General features: G+C 72.5%; 16 protein-coding genes and 1 pseudogene. 6 read left to right on the top strand and 11 right to left on the bottom strand.

Annotated elements, in window-relative coordinates; genetic code table 11:
- Positions 1-9: 9 nt before the first annotated feature.
- Positions 10-1,464, top strand: coding sequence for a xylulokinase (xylB, locus tag ACN27C_RS14700; protein ID WP_422751405.1), 1,455 nt, complete (start codon positions 10-12; stop codon positions 1,462-1,464).
- 56 nt (positions 1,465-1,520) lie between these two features.
- A complete protein-coding gene (locus ACN27C_RS14705) occupies positions 1,521-2,957 on the top strand; it encodes an MFS transporter (RefSeq protein ID WP_252450352.1) in 1,437 nt (478 codons plus the stop codon).
- Between the two features lie 21 nt (positions 2,958-2,978).
- On the opposite strand, the gene ACN27C_RS14710 is transcribed toward ACN27C_RS14705, so the two are convergent.
- From ACN27C_RS14710 to ACN27C_RS14730, 5 genes are all read right to left on the bottom strand, one after another.
- Entirely contained in the window at positions 2,979-4,622 is a 1,644-nt protein-coding gene (locus ACN27C_RS14710; RefSeq protein WP_422751625.1) for an alpha-amylase family glycosyl hydrolase, read from the bottom strand.
- 43 nt (positions 4,623-4,665) lie between these two features.
- Entirely contained in the window at positions 4,666-5,736 is a 1,071-nt protein-coding gene (locus ACN27C_RS14715; RefSeq protein WP_422751406.1) for a LacI family DNA-binding transcriptional regulator, read from the bottom strand.
- A gap of 61 nt (positions 5,737-5,797) precedes the next feature.
- A complete protein-coding gene (locus ACN27C_RS14720) occupies positions 5,798-6,757 on the bottom strand; it encodes a carbohydrate ABC transporter permease (protein WP_120573482.1) in 960 nt (319 codons plus the stop codon).
- A gap of 1 nt (position 6,758) precedes the next feature.
- The gene (locus ACN27C_RS14725) at positions 6,759-7,805 is read right to left on the bottom strand and encodes a carbohydrate ABC transporter permease (RefSeq protein WP_120573483.1); all 1,047 of its coding nucleotides are present in this window, start codon (positions 7,803-7,805) and stop codon (positions 6,759-6,761) included.
- A gap of 72 nt (positions 7,806-7,877) precedes the next feature.
- On the bottom strand, positions 7,878-9,218 hold the full coding sequence (locus ACN27C_RS14730) for an ABC transporter substrate-binding protein (protein ID WP_120573484.1): 1,341 nt from the start codon (positions 9,216-9,218) through the stop codon (positions 7,878-7,880).
- A gap of 237 nt (positions 9,219-9,455) precedes the next feature.
- Here ACN27C_RS14730 and ACN27C_RS14735 point away from each other — a divergent pair, with 237 nt between their 5' ends.
- Complete coding sequence (locus ACN27C_RS14735) at positions 9,456-10,232, top strand: M23 family metallopeptidase (RefSeq protein ID WP_120573485.1); 777 nt, start codon at positions 9,456-9,458, stop codon at positions 10,230-10,232.
- A gap of 43 nt (positions 10,233-10,275) precedes the next feature.
- On the opposite strand, the gene ACN27C_RS14740 is transcribed toward ACN27C_RS14735, so the two are convergent.
- From ACN27C_RS14740 to ACN27C_RS14760, 5 genes and pseudogenes are all read right to left on the bottom strand, one after another.
- Positions 10,276-10,773, bottom strand: coding sequence for a TspO/MBR family protein (locus tag ACN27C_RS14740; RefSeq protein ID WP_422751407.1), 498 nt, complete (start codon positions 10,771-10,773; stop codon positions 10,276-10,278).
- Positions 10,774-10,923: 150 nt separating this feature from the next.
- Positions 10,924-11,070: a GPGG-motif small membrane protein gene (locus ACN27C_RS14745; RefSeq protein WP_013288160.1), complete on the bottom strand. Its 147-nt coding sequence runs from the start codon at positions 11,068-11,070 to the stop codon at positions 10,924-10,926.
- Positions 11,061-11,841, bottom strand: a pseudogene (locus ACN27C_RS14750) (metallophosphoesterase family protein). The gene ACN27C_RS14745 and the pseudogene ACN27C_RS14750 overlap by 10 nt, the downstream one beginning before the upstream one ends.
- A gap of 10 nt (positions 11,842-11,851) precedes the next feature.
- A complete protein-coding gene (locus ACN27C_RS14755) occupies positions 11,852-12,061 on the bottom strand; it encodes a hypothetical protein (RefSeq protein ID WP_225853111.1) in 210 nt (69 codons plus the stop codon).
- A gap of 56 nt (positions 12,062-12,117) precedes the next feature.
- A complete protein-coding gene (locus tag ACN27C_RS14760; protein ID WP_043328811.1) occupies positions 12,118-12,699 on the bottom strand; it encodes a nucleotidyltransferase in 582 nt (193 codons plus the stop codon).
- Between the two features lie 150 nt (positions 12,700-12,849).
- Here ACN27C_RS14760 and ACN27C_RS14765 point away from each other — a divergent pair, with 150 nt between their 5' ends.
- Complete coding sequence (locus tag ACN27C_RS14765) at positions 12,850-13,596, top strand: dTMP kinase (protein ID WP_120573488.1); 747 nt, start codon at positions 12,850-12,852, stop codon at positions 13,594-13,596.
- Here the strand turns inward: ACN27C_RS14765 and ACN27C_RS14770 are convergent.
- A complete protein-coding gene (locus tag ACN27C_RS14770; protein ID WP_422751408.1) occupies positions 13,581-14,258 on the bottom strand; it encodes an SDR family NAD(P)-dependent oxidoreductase in 678 nt (225 codons plus the stop codon). The two genes, ACN27C_RS14765 and ACN27C_RS14770, sit on opposite strands and share 16 nt — an antisense overlap.
- 268 nt (positions 14,259-14,526) lie before the next feature.
- Between ACN27C_RS14770 and ACN27C_RS14775 the strand changes: the two genes are divergently transcribed.
- Both ACN27C_RS14775 and murQ read left to right on the top strand, forming a co-directional pair.
- Positions 14,527-15,441 carry a MurR/RpiR family transcriptional regulator gene (locus ACN27C_RS14775; RefSeq protein ID WP_422751409.1) on the top strand — a complete coding sequence of 305 codons (915 nt, stop codon included), beginning with the start codon at positions 14,527-14,529 and terminating at the stop codon, positions 15,439-15,441.
- On the top strand, positions 15,438-16,385 hold the full coding sequence (gene murQ, locus ACN27C_RS14780) for an N-acetylmuramic acid 6-phosphate etherase (protein WP_120573491.1): 948 nt from the start codon (positions 15,438-15,440) through the stop codon (positions 16,383-16,385). The genes ACN27C_RS14775 and murQ overlap by 4 nt, the downstream gene beginning before the upstream one ends.
- Positions 16,386-16,694: the final 309 nt, after the last annotated feature.

The raw sequence follows: 16,694 nt of genomic DNA on the forward strand, positions 1-16,694 counted from the left end.
CGGGCCGCCATGCCGCTCGTCGCGGGGGTCGACTCGTCGACCCAGTCCTGCAAGGTGGTCGTCCGGGACGCGGAGACCGGCGCGCTGGTCCGGCAGGGCCGCGCGCCGCACCCGCCCGGCACCGAGGTCGACCCGTACGCCTGGTGGGAGGCCCTGCGGACGGCGGTCGCCGAGGCCGGTGGCCTGGCCGACGTGGCAGCCGTCTCGGTCGGCGGCCAGCAGCACGGCATGGTCTGCCTGGACGCCTCCGGTGAGGTGGTCCGCCCGGCGCTGCTGTGGAACGACACCCGTTCCGCCGACGCGGCCCGGGAACTGGTCGAGGAGGCCGGCGGCGGGGAGGCCGGCCGCCGGTTCTGGGCCGAGGCGACCGGCGCGGTGCCGGTGGCCAGCTTCACCGCGACGAAGCTGCGCTGGCTGGCCCGGCACGAGCCGGACAACGCCGATCGGGTGGCAGCGGTCTGCCTGCCGCACGACTGGCTCACCTGGCGGCTGGCGGGCGCTCCCGGCCTGGACGCGCTGCGCACCGACCGGGGCGACGCCAGCGGCACCGGCTACTGGTCGCCGCGCACCGGCGAGTACCGGCTGGACCTGCTGGAGCGGGCCTTCGGCCGGCGCCCGAAGGTGCCGGTCGTGCTCGGCCCGGCCGAGGCGGCCGGGCACCTCGACCCGGCGGTGCTCGGCGGCGGCGCGGCGTCCGGTACGGCCGGGAGCCCGGGAACCGGTGCCGCCGGTCCGGTGCTCCTCGGGCCGGGCACCGGGGACAACGCCGCCGCGGCGCTCGGGGCCGGGGCCGGTCCGGGCGACGTGGTCGTCTCGATCGGCACCTCCGGCACCGTGTTCGCGGTGGCGGACACGCCGGCCGCCGACGCCGGCGGCGCGGTGGCCGGATTCGCCGACGCGACCGGCCGGTTCCTGCCGCTCGTGTGCACGCTCAACGCAGCCCGGGTGCTGGACGCCGCCGCGACGCTGCTCGGCGTCGACCTCGACACGCTCGGCGAGCTGGCCCTGTCCGCCCCGCCCGGTGCGGACGGGCTGGTGCTGGTGCCGTACCTGGAGGGGGAGCGGACGCCGGACCGGCCGCACGCCACCGGCACCCTGCACGGCCTCACGCTCGGCACCTCGACCCCGGCGCACCTGGCCCGGGCCGCCGTCGAGGGCATGCTCTGCGGGCTGGCCGACGGCCTGGACGCGCTGATCGCGCAGGGCGCCCGCGCCGACCGGATCATCCTGGTCGGCGGCGGCGCCCGGTCCGCGGCCGTGCGCCGGATCGCGCCGCAGGTCTTCGGCCGCCCGGTGGTGGTGCCGCCGCCGGGGGAGTACGTGGCCGACGGCGCGGCCCGGCAGGCCGCCTGGGTGGCGCTGGGTGGCGACACCCCGCCCGCCTGGTCGATCGGCGACACCGAGGAGTACACCGGCGACGCGGTGCCCGCCATCCGCGAGCGCTACGCCGAGGCGCGGGGATGACGCCGGTACGGGGGGTCGTGCTGCGCAGGTGACCTGCACCTGATTTGCTGCCCGGCATGACGGGCACCAGGATCTCCCGGCGCGGGAACGCGGCACACCGGTTCTACAGCGTCGTGGTCTTCGTGGTGCTCGCCTCGCTGGACAACGTGGCGATCGGCCTGGTGCCCCCGCTGTACGGGCCGATCTCCACCGCGCTGGACGTACCCCAGCGGATGCTCGGCCTGGTCACCGCCGTCAGCTTCCTGGTCAGCGCGGTGGCGGCGGTGGGCTGGGCGTACGTGGGGGACCGCACCAACCGCAAGCCGCTGCTCATGGTCGGCACGCTGCTCTGGGCGGCCGGCACCGGCGGCAGCGCGCTCGCCGGTGGGTACGCGACGTTCCTGATCGCGCAGTTCGTCGGCGCGGTCGGGCTCGGCGCGGTGGGGTCGGTCGGTTTCTCGGTGGTCACCGACCTGATCTCACCGCGCCGCCGGGGCCTGGTGATGAGCTTCTGGGGCCTGTCCCAGGGCGTCGGCACGCTGGCCGGGACGCTGCTCGGCGGCGTGCTCGGCGCGACCGACTGGCGACGGCCGTTCCTGCTGCTGACCGGCGTGGGTCTGGCCGCCACTGTGGCGTACCTGTTCACCTACGACATCCGGCGCGGGCAGAGCGAACCGGAGCTGGCCGGGGCGATCGACGCCGGGAACGAGTACGACTACCGGATCAGCCGTGCCGACCTGCCCCGGATCCTGGCCCGCCGGACCAACCGCTGGCTGATCCTCCAGGGGCTCACCGCCCAGGCCGCGTTCGGCTCGCTGGTCTGGCTGCCGGTGCTGTTCAGCCAGCGGGCCGAGGCGCAGGGCTACTCGCCCGCCACGGCGGTGGTGGTGGGCAGCGTCTTCGCCACGCTGTTCCAGCTCGGCGGCGTGCTGTCCATCGTGGGCGGTCTGGTGGGCGACGCGCTGCAACGGCGTACGCCGAGTGGCCGGGCCATGGTCGCGGCCGTCGGCATCCTCGCGGCGCTGCCGTTCTACCTGGTCCTGTTCTTCGTGCCGATCCGCATCGACGTGCCCGACGGCGCCGGTTCCGGCGCGGTGGTGACTGCGGTGCTGTCCAGCGTGTTCACCGAGCCGTCGGTGGGGCTGAGCCTGCTCACCGCCGTGGTGGCGCTGGCGCTGACGTCGGCGAACTCGCCGAACTGGTTCGCCCTGATCGCCGACGTCAACCCGCCCGAGCACCGGGGCACCGTCTACAGCCTGGGCAACCTGGTCAACGGCGTGGGCCGGGCGGCGGGCAACGGGCTGGTCGGGGTGGCGTTCGCCGCGCTGCGGGCGGCCTTCCCGCCGCCGCTGAACTACGCGGTCGGGCTGGCCGCGTTCCAGCTGTTCTTCATCCCGACCGGGATCATGTACTGGCTGGCCGCCCGCACCTCGCCCCGGGACATCGCGCAGGTGCACGACCTGCTGCACGCCCGCGCCGGCCGGCTGGAGAGCGAGGGCCCCGCCGGACGGTGACCGTCCGGCGGGGCCGCTGCGTCAGCTCCGGAACCAGACCGTCACGTCGGTCGGCACCGCGTCGCCGTCGAGCGGCGCGCTCGACACCAGCACCTGGGCACCGGCCGGCAGCGGCGCCGGGTCGGCACCGAAGTTGGTCAGCACGGTGAGGTCGCCGTTGGTGAACGTGAGCACCTCGTCGCCGGAGGTCAGGAACCGCAGCGGGCCCCGGGCCAGCGCGTGCTCGCGGCGCAGCCGCAGCGCGGTCCGGTACAGCTCGTACGTCGAGCCGGGCACGCCGCGCTGCCGGTCCAGCGCGTACTCGGCCCACACCGGCGGCTGGGGCAGCCAGCTCGCGTCGGTCGGCCCGAAGCCGTACGACGGGGCGTCGGCCTCCCACGGGATCGGCACCCGGCAGCCGTCCCGGCCGCGCTCGGTGTGGCCGCTGCGCTTCCAGGTCGGGTCCTGCCGGGCCTCGTCGGGCAGCGTGGTGTGCTCCGGCAGGCCCAGTTCCTCGCCCTGGTAGAGGTAGGCGGAGCCGGGCAGCGCGAGCATCAGCAGGCTGGCCGCCCGGGCCCGGCGCAGGCCCAGCGCGGCGTCCGGCTGCGGGTCGTCCACGCCGACGCCGTTGGCCCGGCCGCCGGCGGTGCCGAGCCCGAGCCGGGAGGCGTGGCGGACGACGTCGTGGTTGGACAGCACCCAGGTGGTCGGCGCGCCCACCGCGTCGGTGGCCTCCAGCGAGCGGGTGATCACCGCGTACTGGGCCGGCGCGCTCCACGCCGCCAGCAGGTACTCGAAGTTGAACGCCTGGTGCATCTCGTCGGGGCGCACGTACCGGGCCAGCCGCTCGGCCGGCTCCACCCACGCCTCGGCGACCAGGATGCGCTCACCGGGGTACGAGTCGAGCACCCGGCGCCACTCCCGGTAGATCTCGTGCACGCCGTCCTGGTCCCACATCGGCGGGCGCGGCTTGTCCACCTCGCTGCCGGAGAGGATCTCCTGCGGCTCCTGCCAGTCGGCGAGGTCGGCCTGCTTGATCAGGCCGTGCGCCACGTCCACCCGGAAGCCGTCCACGCCCCGGTCCAGCCAGAAGCGCAGCACGTCGAGGAACTCGGCGCGGACCTCCGGGTTGTCCCAGTTGAGGTCGGGCTGGCCCGCGTCGAACAGGTGCAGGTACCACTGCCCGTCGGGCAGCCGGGTCCAGGCGGGCCCGCCGAAGACGCTCACCCAGTCGTTCGGCGGCTCGGTGCCGTCCGGGCCCTTGCCGTCGCGGATGACGTACCGCTGCCGCTCCGGGCTGCCCGGCGCGGCCGCCACGGCCGCGGTGAACCAGCGGTGCGCGGACGACGTGTGGTTGGGCACCAGGTCGACGATCACCCGCAGCCCGCGGGCCTTCGCCTCGGCGATCAGCTTGTCGGCGTCGGCGAGCGTGCCGAACAGCGGATCGACGTCGCGGTAGTCGGACACGTCGTACCCGGCGTCGGCCTGCGGGGACGGGTAGAACGGGGACAGCCAGACCGCGTCGACTCCCAGCTCGGCGAGGTGGTCGAGCCGGGACGTGATGCCCGGCAGGTCGCCGATCCCGTCGCCGTCGGAGTCGGCGAACGAGCGCGGGTAGACCTGGTAGATGACCGCCTCGGTCCACCAGCCGGTGCCCGGGGCCTGCTGCGTCGCGTCGGTGTTCAGCGCCTTACTCCTGTCTGGGTGGTGCGGTGACGAGCGAGTTCGTTCAGTGTGCCCGGGGCGGCGCGGTCGATTCACGCACCACCAGGCGAGTGGGCAGGATCACCGGGGGTGGTGTCCCGTCGCCGGTGTCGGCGCCGCGCGGCGCGGGCACCAGGCCGGGATACGGCTCGGTGGCCCGTACGCCGAGCGGGTCGAGCAGGATGCGGGCGGCGAGCGACCCCTGGTCGGCGGCGGGCTGGGCGATCGTCGAGAGCCCGAGCACGCCGGCCAGGTCGTGGTCGTCGATGCCCATCACGCTCACGTCCTGCGGCACCCGCAGCCCGGCGTCACGCAGCGCGGTGATCGCGCCCATCGCCATCTCGTCGCAGGCGGCGAAGATGGCGGTCGGCGGCTCGCCCCGGGCCAGCAGCTCGGCAGTGGCGCGGGTGCCGCCGTCGATGGTGAACCGCGACTCGACGTCGAGGCTCGGATCGGGCCGCAGCCCGGCGGCCCGCAACGCCTCCTGGTAGCCGCGCCGCCGGTCCAGGTGGGTGGTGAAGGCCAGTTCGTCGTCCGGGTCGCCGGAGATGTGCGCGATCCGGGTGTGGCCGAGGTCGAGCAGGTGGCGGGTGGCGGTCCGGGCGGCGGCCACGTCGTCGATCCGGACGCAGGGCCACCCGGGCACCTCGCTGCCGGAGCTGATCGTCACGCCCGGCAGGGCCAGCTTCGTCAGCGCGTGCACGTCGGCCGCGCGCAGCGGGGTCGCGACCAGGATGATCGCGTCCACGCGCTTGTGCAGGCTGGCCGTGCGCAGCACCCGCTGCCGGGTCCGCTCCCGGCCGCCGAGGTTGTAGAGCAGCAGGTCGTAGCCGCTGTCCTGGAGGAACTCCTCGACCGCCTCGACCACCGTGCCGAAGAACCACCTGGTGATCCGGGGCACCACCACCGCCACCGTGCCGGTCCGGCCGCCGGCCAGCCGGCTCGCGCTGGGCGACACCGCGTACTGGAGTTGTTCGGCGGCGGCGAGCACCCGGCGGCGGGTCGCGGCCGAGACCGTCGGCAGGCCCCGCAGCGCCCGGGAGACGGTGGCCGTGGAGACCCCGGCCAGACGGGCGACGTCGTCAATCTTGGTCATCGTGAGCTCCCCGCTGTGACCCGGGCCCCGCCGCCGGCCGTGCCGGCGGCGGGGCGCCGGATCAACCCTTGACGCTGCCGGCGAGCAGACCTCGCACGAAGAAGCGCTGGAGGGACAGGAACACGATCAGCGGTACGACGATCGACACGAACGCGCCGGCCGTCAGCCGCTGCCACTCGTTGCCCCGGGTGCCGGCCAGCTCCGCGAGCCGGACGGTCATCGGGGCGGTCTCGTCGCCGCCACCGGCGAAGATCAGCGCGACCAGCAGGTCGTTCCAGACCCAGAGGAACTGGAAGATGCCGAACGCCGCCAGCGCGGGCATGATCAGCGGCAGCACGATGGTGCGGAAGATCTTCGGGTGGGTGGCCCCGTCGACCCGGGCCGCCTCCATCAGGTCGCCGGGGAGCTGCGAGATGAAGTTGTGCAGCAGGAACACGGCGAACGGAAGCGCGAAGCAGGTGTGCGCGAACCACACCTGGGCGAACTTCTGCTCGTCGACCAGGTCCCACGCGGGCATGATCTGCACCCCGGCGACTGTGACGCCGGTGGAGAAGAACCGCAGCAGCGGCACCAGGGCCATCTGCAACGGCACGATCTGGAGCGCGAAGATCCCGATGTAGACCCAGTCCCGCCCCTTGAAGTTCATCCACGCCAGCGCGTACGCGGCGAGCGACGCGAAGGCCAGGGGGAAGAGCACCGAGGGGATGGTGATCGCCAGCGAGTTGATGAAGTAGCTGGCCAACTGCCCGGACGAGCCGCGGCTGAACAGCACCTCCTGGTAGTTCTCCAGGGTGATCTGCGGGTTGGTGAAGAACGTCCACCACCCGGTGGTCTTGATCTCGTTCTCCGGCCGGAGCGAGGAGATGAACAGGCCGAAGGTCGGGATCGTCCAGAGCATCGCGATGACGATCGACACGAGCGTGGCGGTACGGCTGTTCAGGCGCTTGCGCACCCGTGCGCTCCGGGTGGTCGGCTCGGTGGCCTGGGCGCCGACTCCGACGGTGGGCGTGGCGGTGGTCATCTCAGCCCTCCCGCTGCTTGCGCAGGTTGCGGATCTGGTAGATCACGATCGGGATCACCAGGACGAACAGGAACACCGCCAGCGCCGAGCCCTGACCGTTCTCCTGGTAGCGGAACGCCTGGTTGTACATCTCGGTCGCGATCACGTTCGTGTCGTAGTTGCCGTTCGTGGAGGTCCGGACGATGTCGAAGACCTTGAGCGTGGCGATGGAGATCGTCACCACCACGACGATCAGCGCCGGCCGGATGCTCGGAATGGTGATCCGCCAGAACATCTGCCACGGGGTGGTGCCGTCCAGGCGGGCCGCCTCGACGATGTCGGCCGGGATGGCCTTGATCGCGGCGGAGAGCACCACCATCGCGAAGCCGGCCTGGATCCACACCATGATCACGATGAGCAGGAACGTGTTCAGCGGCGAGTCCAGCAGCCACTGCTTCGGCTCGCCGCCCAGGCTCACCACGATCTGGTTGAGCAGGCCGATCTGGTCGCCCTCGCCCCGGTAGGCGTAGACGAACTTCCAGATGATGGAGGCGCCGACGAACGAGATCGCCATCGGCAGGAAGATCAGGGACTTGGCCACGGCCTCGAACCGGGCCTTGTCCACCAGGACCGCGTAGATCAGGCCGAACGCGGTGGCCACCAGCGGCACCAGCAGCACCCAGATCAGCGTGTTGATCAGGACCCGGACGATCGAGTCCTCGGCGAACATCCAGCGGTAGTTGTCCAGGCCCACCCAGTCGTTGCTGCCGGAGTCCATGAAGGAGAGCAGCGTGGTGCGGACGGCGGGGACCACCAGCCCGACGGCGAGCAGCAGCAGCGTCGGCAACAGGAAGAAGAACGCGAACGCGCCCTCGCCCTGCTTGCGCCGGCGGGGCAGCGGCGCGCCGCTGGCCGAGGCCGCGACGAGCTGTGCCTCCCGGCGCCGGGCGAAGAACGACGGCACCACGTCGAGGAGCAGGAGCAGCCCGCCCACCACCGCGACGAAGGCGATCAGCCCGTACATCAGCATGAGGAACTTCGGCTGCTCCGCCGCGAAGTCGAACTCCATCGACCCTCCCTCAAGGGTTCGGCTAGCAGAGGTGGCCCGGTCCGGGGGAACCGGACCGGGCCACCTGCTAGATCACTTCCAGCTGCCCTCGATGTCGTTCAGGACGGCGGTGGTGTCCTTGCCGTTGATCCAGGCCACCATGCCCTTCCAGAAGGTGCCGGCGCCGACCGCGGCCGGCATCAGGTCCGAGCCGTCGAAGCGGAAGACCGTCTTCTCGTCCTGGAGGATGCCCACGGAGAGCTTGTCCACCGGGTTCGGGACGTTGTTCAGGTCCAGCTTCTTGTTCGCGGAGACCCAGTCACCGATCTTGGCGCGGCTGTTGGCGTACTCGCCGGAGGCCAGGTAGGTCTGCACCGCCTGGACCTCGGGACGGTCGGCGAAGGCCGCGACGAACTCGCCGCCGCCCAGAACCGGCTTGCCCTTCGACGGGTCGATGGCCGGGAAGTAGAACGCGAAGACGTCGCCGTCCTCGGCCACCTTGGTGCCCTCGGGCCACTGGTTGGCGTAGAAGGACGCCTGCCGGTGCAGCGCGCACTTGCCGGTGGTGATCGGCGTGCCCGCCTCCTGGAACGAGGTGGTGGCGATGCTCTTCACGCCGCCGAAGCCGCCGTTGACGTACTTCTCGTTCTTCAGGATGGTGCCGGCCCGGTTGAGCGCGTCGGCCACCTGCGGGTCGTTGAACGGGATCTCGTGGGTGGTCCACTTGTCGTAGACGTCCGGGCCGCCGGTGCGCAGCAGCACGTCCTCGATCCAGTCGGTGGCCGGCCAGCCGGTGGCGTCACCGGACTCGATGCCGGCGCACCACGGCTTGGTGCCGCTGGCCGCGATCTGGTCGGAGAGCTTGATCAGGTCGTCCCACGTGGTGGGGACGGTCCAGCCCTTCTCCTTGAAGGTCTTCGGCGAGTACCACACGAAGGACTTCACGTTGGAGCCGAGCGGGGCGCCGTAGAACTGGCCGTTGACGGTGCTGTACTTCAGCCAGTCGGCGGAGTAGTTCTGCTCGGCCATGGCCTTGGTGTCGGCGCCGGCCGGCTTGAGCTTGCCCGAGTCGACGAACCGCTTCAGCAGACCCGGCTGCGGGATGAAGGCGAGGTCGGGGGCGTTGCCGCCGTCGACCCGGACCGGCAGCTGGGCCTCGAACTCGCCGGAGCCCTCGTGGTCGATCTCGATGCCGGTGCAGTCCTCGAACTCCTTCCAGGACTGCTGGAGGCGCTCGTCCTCGATGTCACGGATCGAGGAGTAGATGGTCACCTTCTTGCCGTCGTGACCCTCGTACTTCTCGTATGCGCCGCACTCGGCCGAGCCCGCGTTGCTGCTCTTCTTGTCGTTGCCGGTGCCGCAGGCGGCGACGCCGAGCGCCAGCCCCAGGACGCCGGCGACCGCGAGCGCCTGGCGCGATCTGGCAAACGCCATGCCGATCTCCTTCCTTGCCGGCGCGTGGGGGGATCGAACCCGCGCCGGTCCGATGGTCGTCCTCACATGTAAGCGCTTGCATCGTGTCGGGTCCACCCCTGGCCGGACACGGCCCGGTAACAATCCCGAAACCCTGACCACGGGCGTTGGGTGCGCTCCCACGAATCTTCCCGGGAACGGAACTTTCTGTCACGATGTCCGCATCACATTGAAGACTTTCAACATTGGAGGTAGTGGATGCGGAAGCGATGGCTCGCCCTCGGGGCGAGCGCGGCGGTCCTGGCGGCGACTCTCGTGCCGGCCGCGCCGGCGATGGCCGCGCCGACGTTCAAGGTCCCGTTCCCGTGCAACCAGTCCTGGTCCGGCCAGACCCGGACCAACCACAGCCCGGCGAACGCGATCGACTTCAACCGCACCGACGACCTGGGCGACCCGGTGGTGGCCAGCGCGCCCGGCACCGTCGACGTGGTCACCAACCTCGGCGACACCAGCTACGGCAAGTACGTCCGGATCAACCACGGCGGCGGTCACACCACCTACTACGCCCACCTGAACGCCTTCAACGTCTCGGTCGGGCAGACCGTCGGCTACGGCCGGGTGATCGGCTACGTCGGCACGACCGGCGGCTCCACCGGCCCGCACCTGCACTACGAGCAGCGCATCGACGGCAGCTCCGTGAAGATCAAGTTCAACGGGGTCCAGGCGCTCTACTGGGGCACCAAGACCTACACCAGCGACAACGGCTGCGGCGGGACGAACACCGGCGAGGGCACCGTCAACACGGCCGGCTCCCCGCTGACGGTCCGCTCGGGCCCCGGCACCGGCTACAGCTCGGTCGGCACGGTGGCCGACGGGGCGAAGGTGACCATCCAGTGCCAGACCAGCGGCACCAGCGTCACCGGCACGTACGGCACCAGCTCGATCTGGGACCGGATCGGCTCCGGCCGGTTCATCTCCGACGCCTACGTCTACACCGGGTACGACGGCTACATCCCGGGCGTACCCCGCTGCTGAACCCGGCGGGCGCGGGGGCGAGCGGCCCCCGCGCCCGTACCGGTCAGGAGTTCAGCCGCCACACCGCGAAGTTCAGCGCGGACGCGAACGTCACCCAGGCCCAGTACGGCAGCATCAGCAGCGTGGCCGGCCGGGAGACGCGCCGGACCAGGGCCACCGTCACGCCGATCGCCAGCCACATCAGCACGATCTCGGCGAACGCCAGCCCGTACGCCCCGGCGCCGAAGAACAGCGGGGTCCAGATCGCGTTGAGCACGAGCTGGACCACCCAGGCCCAGACCGCGGGACCGAAACCGGCCCGGCGCCAGACCAGCCAGCCGGCGATCGCGATGAGCGCGTAGAGCACGGTCCAGGCCGGGCCGAACAGCCACGACGGCGGCGCCCAGGCGGGCTGCTCCAGGCTCTGGTACTCGGCGGAGGTGCCCTGGACACCCAGCCCGCCGATCGCGGCGGCGGCGAAGGTGGCGGCGGCGAAGCCGAGCAGCGCCAACCACGTACGGGCTCCGGTGGTGCGCCGGGTGCCACTCTGCGACATCTCCATGGTCGAGATGTTTCCGCTCGACCGGCCCGGCAAACGCCCGGGCGTCACCGGACCCGGACGCGGAAGAGCCGGGGTCACCCGACCCGGGCGTTCCGGTCCGGCAGGACGGAACGCCCGGGCCCGGCGACCCCGGCGGGAACGAGAACCGCGTTACGTGTTGAAGATGCTGACGCCACCCGGGCCGACCAGCAGGCCGACGACGATGAGGACGATGCCCCAGAGGATCTGCCGGCGGAACAGGGCGAGAATTCCGGCGACCACCAGTACGACTGCGAGAATCCAGAGAATCAGCTCCATGTCGGCTGAATACCCGTGCGCCCGTTACCGGAAACCTCCCGGTCAGTCGACCTGATCACCGCCCAGGTGGAAGACGCTGTACGCCTGCTTGATCACCGGGTGGGCCACGTTGCGGACCCGTACGCCGCCCGGTGTGGTGCCGCGCTCGGTGCCGTGGTGGGCGTGCCCGTGCAGCGCCAGCGCGGTGGGCGCGGAGTCGATCGCCTGGCCGAGCTGGTAGCAGCCGAGGAACGGGTAGATCTCCAGCGGCTCGCCGGCCAGCGTGTCCGGTACGGGGGAGTAGTGGGTGAGCGCGACGAGCGCGTCGCACTCCAGCGAGAGCAGCGCGCCGGTGAGCGCGTCGGCGCTCTCCCGGGTGGTCCGCACGAACGCCTTCATCTCCGGCTCGCCGAAGTCGCTGGCGCACCGCCCGGCGAACCCGCCGCCGAACCCCTTCACGCCGGCCACCCCGAGCCGCCCGCCGGGGGTGTCCACCACAGTGCCGGTGCCCTCCAGCACCGTGATCCCGGCGTCCTCCAGCACCTTCACCACCTGCGGCACCTCGTCGCACTGGTGGTCGTGGTTGCCGAGCACGGTGATCACCGGTACGCCGAGGTCGCCGAACTCGCGGGCCACGCACCGCGCCTCGGCCTCGGTGCCGTGCCGGGTCAGGTCACCGGCGAGCAGCAGCACGTCGGCGCAGCCGGGCAGTTCCTCCAGCGCCGGACGGAACCGGCCCACCACGTCCTCGTCCAGATGCACGTCGCCCACGGCGGCGATCCGGATCACCATCGAACCTCCCTCACGGCAACTCCTCGACCTGGGTGGGCGCCTGCGTACGGATCACCCCGATGTCGCTGGTCACGGGCGTGTCCGGGAAGCGCTCGGCCACCCGCCGCAGGATCTCCTCCCGCCGGTGCGGGCTCTCCACCTCGCCGTAGAGCACCAGCCCGTTCTCCCGCCGCACCACTGTGATGCCCTGCTCGGCCACGGTGGGGTCCTCGGCCAGCATGCTCTGGATCTCCGCCTCGACGTACTCGTCGGGGGGAACGTCGCCGGACAGTCCGGTCACAGGGTCTCCCTTCCGCCGGGCGCGCCGCCGGGCAGCACGTCCAGCCGGTCGAGCAGCACCAGGAACGCCTCCGCGTACGGCGAGTGCTGCGTCTCCTTCCGTACCCGTTCCCAGTCGATCTGTTCCCGCAGCGAACGGGCCAGCGGCAGGGCGCGGGCGAAGTCGCAGTAGTGCTGGGAGAAGCTCAGCAGCTTGTGCACCATGAGCTGGCTGGCCGAGAGCACCGGCATGTGGATCGCGTCGACCGGGCGCACGATCGTGTCGGCGAACGTCTCCTCGGTGACCGGCGTCTCCACCGGCCGGTGGATCAGGTCCACCATCCGGTCCTCGTCGTAGACCTTGACCAGCCAGTCCTCCGGCGGACGCTCGGCGGTGAAGCCCGCCTCGACCAGCGCCTCCAGCGCCCGGTCGACGTCCGCCTCGCGGAGCAGGAAGTCCACGTCGTGGTCGCTGGAGTGGCCGCCGTGCGCGTACACCGCGAAGCTGCCACCGAGCGCGAACGGGATCTCGGACTGTTTGAGCACGGCGGCGACCTTCTTCAGCGTGTGCACCAGGGTCTCGTCCCCGCGCTCGGCCATCTGCGGCTCCCTCGTCGTCATATCTGCGGTGGGACCACGATGCGTACCCGGCGGACGCTCCGGTCACACCTGTTGCGGCGCGATCGGCCCGTCAGGGCAGGAAAGCGACATCCGGGCTCGGGTGAGCATCGGTCGGATAACCTCGGGAGGGTGGCCAGCTCACTGCGGACGCGGCGGGGCGGGGCCCGACTGCGCACCGTCGCCCTGATCGGCATCGACGGCTCAGGTAAGACCACCCAGGCCCATCGGCTCGCCCAGGCGCTCACCGCCGCCGGCCGTCCCGCCACCTACCACCGCAACGCCGGTGGCCGCCGCTGGCTCGGCCGCATCGCCCAGCGGGTCGGCCGTCCGGACGCGCAGCGGCTCGTCGGGCGCGACGGCCTGCTCGTGGTCGAGTCGGTGCTGCGGTGGCTGGCCATCGCGCTCGCGTTGCTGAGCTGCCTGGTGACCGGCCGGACGGCCGTGATGGACAGGTGGTCCGCCTGCCAGTACGCCAGCATCCGGGCGCACGGCGGGCAGCGGTGGGAGCGGCTGGCCCGGGCCGGGTACCGGATCTTCCCGGCGCCCCGGGTGACGTTCCTGCTCACCGTCGACCCCGCCGAGGCGTACCGCCGGATCGAGCGGCGCGGCACGGACCACGAGACGATGGAGTGGCTGACCGCCGCGGCCGCCGCCTACCGGGAACTGCCGGAGTACGGCAGCTTCGTGGTGGTGGACGGCAACGGCCCGCCGGAGGAGGTGGCCCGCCGGATCCGGGCGCACCTGAGCGAGTGGCTGCCCGACGACCCGTCCGCCGGTCCCGGGCCGGCCCCGGCCGGGCCGGCTCCGGCCGGTCCGCGACGCCCGGCCGGTGGCGCCGGGCGGGACGGGCCGGTGCCGGTTCAGGCCCGCCCGTAGACCGGGATGCTCGCGCCGCTGGTCGGCGCGGACTCGGGGGAGGCCAGGAAGCGGATCACCTCGGCGATCTCGGCCGGCGGCACCCAGCGCCCGTGGTCGGCGCCGGGCTGGGCGGCGCGGTTGGCCGGGGTGTCGATGACGCTCGGCAGCACCGTGTTGCACCGCACGCCGCGCTGCCGGTACTCGACCGCCACCGCCTCGGCGAACGCCCGCACCGCGGCCTTGGCGGTGACGTAGCCGGAGGCGCCGGGGAACGGCGAGACCGCCGCCCGGGCCGCGACGCAGACCACCGCGCCGTCGCCGGACGCCATGAGGTGCGGCAGCGCCGCGTGGGTGACCAGGTACGTCGGGCGCAGATTGAGCCGCAGCATCCGCTCGAAGTCGTCGACCGGGGTCTCGTGCACCAGGCCGCCGGCCGCGTACCCGCCGACGAGGTTGACCACCGCGCGCAGCGGCGCGGCCGGCTCGGCCGTCGCCGCCTGGACCGCCCGCGCGGCCCCGTCGGCGGTCAGCAGGTCGGCCACGACCCGGACCGGGCCGTCGTCCGTCCCGGGCTCCCGCTGGGGTACGACCACCCGCCAGCCGGCGTCGAGGAAGGCGGCGGTGACCGCGCCGCCGAGCCCGCCCGTGCCTCCGGTCACCAGTACCGTGCGTTCCGTCATGGACACACACGCTAGCCAACGGCTGCGCCGACCGACCGGTGACCCGCACGCGCCGTCCGTGCCGCCCGGCCGAGGCCGACCAGGCAGGCCGTGCCGCGCGACGGCGGACCGGCACGTCGGGCGGCAGGAGTGACTCGACCGGACCGGATGAGGCAGTGGGGCTGCGACAATGGGATCCTTGGCCCGGGGGCGGGTACGGAAGACAGTAAATTTCCCGATACGCGGTGTCATGGTTGACGCTCACGCCTCGTGAAAGTAAGTTTCATCCGTGGCGAAGAGTCCGAAGATTTCTGCGAGTCACGAGACCGGTGGACTGATCGTCCACATCAGCGGCCTGCTGCCCTCGCTGTCCCCGGCCGAACAGCGGGTGGCCCGGCTGGTCGTCGCCGATCCGGCGGATGCGGCCCGGCGCACGATCACCGACCTCGCCACCGCCGCCGAGACGTCCGAGGCGACGGTGATCCGCTTCTGCCGCTCGGTCGGCATGGACGGCTACCCGCAGCTGCGGATCCGGCTCGCCGCCGAGGCCGCCCGCCGGGTCGAGCCGCCGGACGCCCGAGTGGTCGGCGGCGACATCCCGCCGGGCGCGGACCTCGCCCAGATCATCGCCACGATCGCGTTCAACGACGCCCGGGCCGTCGAGGAGACCGCCGAGCAGCTCGACCCGGCGGTCTGCGAGCAGGTGGTCGAGGCGATCGGCGCGGCCGCCCGGATCGACGTCTACGGCGCGGGCGCCAGCGGCTTCGTCGCCTCCGACTTCCAGCAGAAGCTGCACCGCATCGGCCGCATCGCGTTCTACTTCCCGGACGTGCACACCGCGCTCACCTCCGCCGCCCTGCTGGGCCGCGGCGACGTGGCCGTCGGCATCTCGCACACCGGCACCACGTCCGACGTCATCGAGGTGCTGGAGCAGGCGCGGGCGCGCGGCGCCACCACCGTGGCGCTGACCAACTTCCCGCGCTCGCCGATCACCGAGGTCGCGGACCACGTACTCACCACAGCCGCCCGGGAGACGACGTACCGCTCCGGCGCGACGGCCAGCCGGCTGGCCCAGCTCACAGTGGTCGACTGCCTCTTCGTCGGGGTGGCCGCCCGCAGCCGGGCCCGGACCAAGAAGGCCCTGGAGGCCACCGCCGAGGCGGTCCAGTCGCACCGGGTCGGCCCCGGGCGGAGGCGGGGATGACGGCGGGTCGGGTGGAGCGGGACGGCGTGGCGGCGGTGCGACCGGTGGTGCGCGTCGGCGCGCCGACCGAGCGGCGCAACCCGCACAGCGTCGACCTCGACCTGATGTCCACCCGGGACGTGCTCACCGTCATCAACGAGGCGGACCGGCGGGTGCCGGCCGCGGTCGCCGCCGTGCTGGACGAGATCGCCGAGACGGTCGACCTGGCCGTGGCCGCGCTGCGCGACGGGCACCGCGTGCACTACTTCGGCGCCGGCACCTCCGGTCGCCTCGGCGTGCTGGACGCGGCCGAGCTGGCGCCCACGTTCAACTCGCCCCGGCACTGGTTCTGCTCGCACCTCGCGGGCGGCCCGGACGCCATGTGGCGCGCCGTCGAGGACGCCGAGGACGACGAGCGCGGCGGTGCCGCCGACGCCACCGAGTGCGTACGCCCCGGCGACCTCGTGGTGGGCCTGGCGGCCAGCGGGCGCACCCCGTACGTCCTCGGGGCGCTCGCCGCGTCCCGGGCGCAGGGGGCCGGTACGGTGCTGCTCTGCGCGAATCCGGAGGCCGAGGCCGCCGCGTCGGTTGACGTCTTCATCGGGGTGGACACCGGACCGGAGGTGGTCACCGGGTCGACCCGGATGAAGGCCGGCACGGCGCAGAAGCTGGTGCTCAACACGTTCTCCACGGCCGTGATGGTGCGTCTGGGCCGGGTCTACTCGAATCTGATGATCGACATGGTGGCCACCAACGCCAAACTGCGCGGCCGCATGATCTCGATCCTCATGGAGGCCACCGGCTGTGCCGAGGAGGTGTGCCGGGTCGCCCTGCGGGAGGCCGACGGCGACCTCAAGACCGCGCTCGTCGCGCTCGTCTCCGGCGCCGAGGTGCCGGCCGCCCGGGCCGCGCTGGCCCGCTCCGCCCATCAGGTACGCGGCGCGCTCGAACTGCTCGCCTCCTGAGCGTTCCGGCCCCCGCCGCGTTCCGTCCCGTCCCGCCCGATCCACCCGCCCGGCGCATCCGCCCGGCGCATCCGCCCGGCGGGTGCGACGCGTATCACGTGCGGGGAGGGGACGACTCCTCCCGCACGGATTGTTCAACGAGGCGGAGGGTAATCCTTGAGCATGGCTGAACCGACCGGTCCGCAGGCGCGTATCTCGCAGTGACCAGGATCGCAACGACTCGGTGACGCGGCTCGCTGTGTTCATGGAACAGGCAATGGTGCCATTCCATGGGCGAACGGCGATTTCGCAGCTCCGGTGTGCGCCGAG

It is taken from the genome of Micromonospora sp. WMMD1219, assembly GCF_049315215.1.
GTDB lineage: Bacteria > Actinomycetota > Actinomycetes > Mycobacteriales > Micromonosporaceae > Micromonospora > Micromonospora tulbaghiae.

Excerpts from the sequence above, each read along its gene's own strand:
- ACN27C_RS14760 (WP_043328811.1), bottom strand. The coding sequence starts at position 12,699 with ATGGCCGAGCGCGGGGACGAGACCCTGGTGCACACGCTGAAGAAGGTC.
- ACN27C_RS14725 (WP_120573483.1), bottom strand. The coding sequence starts at position 7,805 with ATGGAGTTCGACTTCGCGGCGGAGCAGCCGAAGTTCCTCATGCTGATG.
- xylB (WP_422751405.1), top strand. The coding sequence starts at position 10 with ATGCCGCTCGTCGCGGGGGTCGACTCGTCGACCCAGTCCTGCAAGGTG.
- ACN27C_RS14720 (WP_120573482.1), bottom strand. The coding sequence starts at position 6,757 with ATGACCACCGCCACGCCCACCGTCGGAGTCGGCGCCCAGGCCACCGAG.
- ACN27C_RS14770 (WP_422751408.1), bottom strand. The coding sequence starts at position 14,258 with ATGACGGAACGCACGGTACTGGTGACCGGAGGCACGGGCGGGCTCGGC.
- ACN27C_RS14735 (WP_120573485.1), top strand. The coding sequence starts at position 9,456 with ATGCGGAAGCGATGGCTCGCCCTCGGGGCGAGCGCGGCGGTCCTGGCG.
- ACN27C_RS14730 (WP_120573484.1), bottom strand. The coding sequence starts at position 9,218 with ATGGCGTTTGCCAGATCGCGCCAGGCGCTCGCGGTCGCCGGCGTCCTG.
- ACN27C_RS14740 (WP_422751407.1), bottom strand. The coding sequence starts at position 10,773 with ATGGAGATGTCGCAGAGTGGCACCCGGCGCACCACCGGAGCCCGTACG.
- murQ (WP_120573491.1), top strand. The coding sequence starts at position 15,438 with ATGACGGCGGGTCGGGTGGAGCGGGACGGCGTGGCGGCGGTGCGACCG.
- ACN27C_RS14705 (WP_252450352.1), top strand. The coding sequence starts at position 1,521 with ATGACGGGCACCAGGATCTCCCGGCGCGGGAACGCGGCACACCGGTTC.
- ACN27C_RS14715 (WP_422751406.1), bottom strand. The coding sequence starts at position 5,736 with ATGACCAAGATTGACGACGTCGCCCGTCTGGCCGGGGTCTCCACGGCC.
- ACN27C_RS14755 (WP_225853111.1), bottom strand. The coding sequence starts at position 12,061 with ATGCTGGCCGAGGACCCCACCGTGGCCGAGCAGGGCATCACAGTGGTG.
- ACN27C_RS14745 (WP_013288160.1), bottom strand. The coding sequence starts at position 11,070 with ATGGAGCTGATTCTCTGGATTCTCGCAGTCGTACTGGTGGTCGCCGGA.